Source organism: Micromonospora sp. NPDC007271, assembly GCF_040634005.1.
In the GTDB taxonomy this organism is placed as follows: Bacteria; Actinomycetota; Actinomycetes; order Mycobacteriales; family Micromonosporaceae; genus Micromonospora.
This window is the reverse complement of record NZ_JBEYER010000211.1, coordinates 1-2,181: the sequence shown is the minus strand read 5'-3', so window position 1 is coordinate 2,181 and position 2,181 is coordinate 1. Positions and strand designations below refer to the sequence as shown.

2 protein-coding genes are annotated in these 2,181 nt (G+C 65.8%); both read left to right on the top strand.

Annotation, left to right across the window (positions count from 1 at the left end):
* The first annotated feature begins 46 nt into the window (after positions 1-46).
* Positions 47-550: a peptide-methionine (S)-S-oxide reductase MsrA gene (gene msrA, locus ABZ570_RS33905; RefSeq protein WP_358072271.1), complete on the top strand. Its 504-nt coding sequence runs from the start codon at positions 47-49 to the stop codon at positions 548-550.
* Positions 551-1,225: 675 nt separating this feature from the next.
* A complete protein-coding gene (locus tag ABZ570_RS33900; protein WP_358072269.1) occupies positions 1,226-2,005 on the top strand; it encodes an alpha/beta hydrolase in 780 nt (259 codons plus the stop codon).
* Positions 2,006-2,181 lie beyond the last annotated feature (176 nt).

Sequence of the window (2,181 nt, the reverse complement as noted above, 5' to 3'; positions counted from 1 at the left end):
CACACGACCTGATCACCGCCGTGACCAGCAGTTACCCCAGAACGCAATGACCCTGATCCTGGCCGGCGGGTGCTTCTGGGGCATGGAAGACCTCATCCGGAAACACCCGGGAGTAGTCGACACCAGGGTCGGATACACCGGCGGAGATGTGCCGAACGCGACGTATCGGAACCATGGATCCCACGCCGAGGCGGTCGAGGTCGTCTTCGACCCCACGAAGCTGTCCTACCGAGAGCTTCTCGAGTTCTTCTTCCAGGCCCACGACCCGACGACCAAGAATCGCCAGGGCAACGACGTGGGAACCAGCTACCGGTCGGCCATCTTCTATTGCGACGAGCAGCAGCGAAAGGTCGCCGAAGAGACGATCGCCGACGTCGACGCCTCCGGCCTGTGGCCGGGCAAGGTGGTCACCGAGGTCACCCCCGCTGGCCCCTTCTGGGAGGCTGAGCCGGAACACCAGGACTACCTGGAGCGGAATCCGGGGGGTTACACGTGCCACTACGTCCGGCCGAACTGGAAGCTTACCCCTCGCAAGGAGAACGCGAGTTAGCGCGCGGGTAGGTCTAGACGCCCTGCCAGGTGCCGCCAGCTGTACCCGTTGCCCGCGCCAGTCGGTGATCCAGATCGCGGGCCGGATGTGGGTGGGCGCGGCGAGCGAGGCGATGTCACATCAGCCGCATTCGGCATCGAACTGCACGCCCTGGCTCGATCCGTCGCCTAGCCCGGATCCCGGTGAACACTTCTCACCTGCTGGTACGGAGCGGACAATTCACGATCATCCTGCTCGGCTTATCGCTCGAACTGCTTGCTCACGTAGTCGCCCCCGGCGGGCGTGACCGCGAAGTAGCCGGATTTTGTGCCGGTCGAGCGGGCCACCGAAGATGCTCGGCGACTCGAACCAGGCGCCGCGGAGCGGGCGGAGCGGGGCGGAGCGGGCGTACCCCAATCTCATCCACTACAACCGGCTCGACAGGGGCGGGCACTTCGCAGCCTGGGAACAACCGCAGCTTCTCACCGAAGAGCTTTGTGCCGATTTCCGGCCGCTCCGCTAGTCACTAGCCGAGGCGATTTGGGTACGCCGACCGTGTGTCGGGTACGCGAAACGGACTGACGACTGCGAGGGGGAGGCATGGACGGCGCACGAATCCCACCCGGATTCACGGAACAGACGGCGCGGGTCGGTCAGATCACGATCAATTACGTACGAGGTGGTCAGGGTGGAACATTGGTCCTGCTGCACGGCTACCCACAGACATGGTTCATGTGGCGCAAGGTTCTGCCGGAGCTTGCCAAGCGGTACACCGTCATCGCGCCTGACCTGCGCGGCGCTGGCGGGAGCGACGCCCCGGCAAGCGGATACGACAAGAAGACGCTCGCCCGGGACGTACACGACCTCCTCGCCCAACTCGGACTCGAACAGGACATCTGCCTGGTTGGCCACGACATCGGCACCATGGTTGCGTACGCGTACGCCGCCGCCTATGGCGATCAAGTGAGCAAGCTCGTCCTCACCGAGGCGCCCATCCCGGACCAGGGCCTGTATCAGGCTCCGTCGCTCACTCCGAGCGGGCCGGGCCTGTGGAATTTCGGGTTCTTCAGCCTCCCGAACGGGCTGCCGGAGCAGATCGTGGCCGGCCGGGAAGAGCTTTGGGTGGATCGGTTCACCGACTCGATGGAGGTGCAGAAGACCGGCATCGGCGCGGACGAGGTCGCAGAGTACGCCCGGTACCTTCAGGACGATGCCCACCTGCGGGCGAGCTTCGAGTACTTCCGTGCCCTTCCGCAGGACGTCGCCGACAACGCCGAATACGCCAAGACGAAACTCGCCATGCCGGTGCTCGCCCTCGGCGCCCGGGCGAGCCTAGGGGACGCCGTATCTCAACAGGCCGCCCACTACGCCCTCAGGGTGAGCGGAGGCGTCGTCGAGGACTGTGGCCATTGGATCTTCGAGGAACGCCCCGCCGAACTCACGCGCCAACTGCTGGAGTTCCTCCAACCGGCCTGACCTGACCCGTTCGACTCCGGCCGGCCGCAGCCGGTGCCACCAGGGACTCGGCTCGGCCAGCTGGCCGGTCCAGTTCGCGGAGCAACGGTTGGGGCCAGCCTTTGGTGGGACCGTCGCCGCACTCAAGGCCCTGGCCGAACTCGTCCGTCCAGGTGGGCGCCTCCTGTTCGGTGACG

What these genes read in the sequence shown, in the direction of transcription:
- msrA (WP_358072271.1), top strand. Translation starts at nt 47, where the DNA reads ATGACCCTGATCCTGGCCGGCGGGTGCTTCTGGGGCATGGAAGACCTC.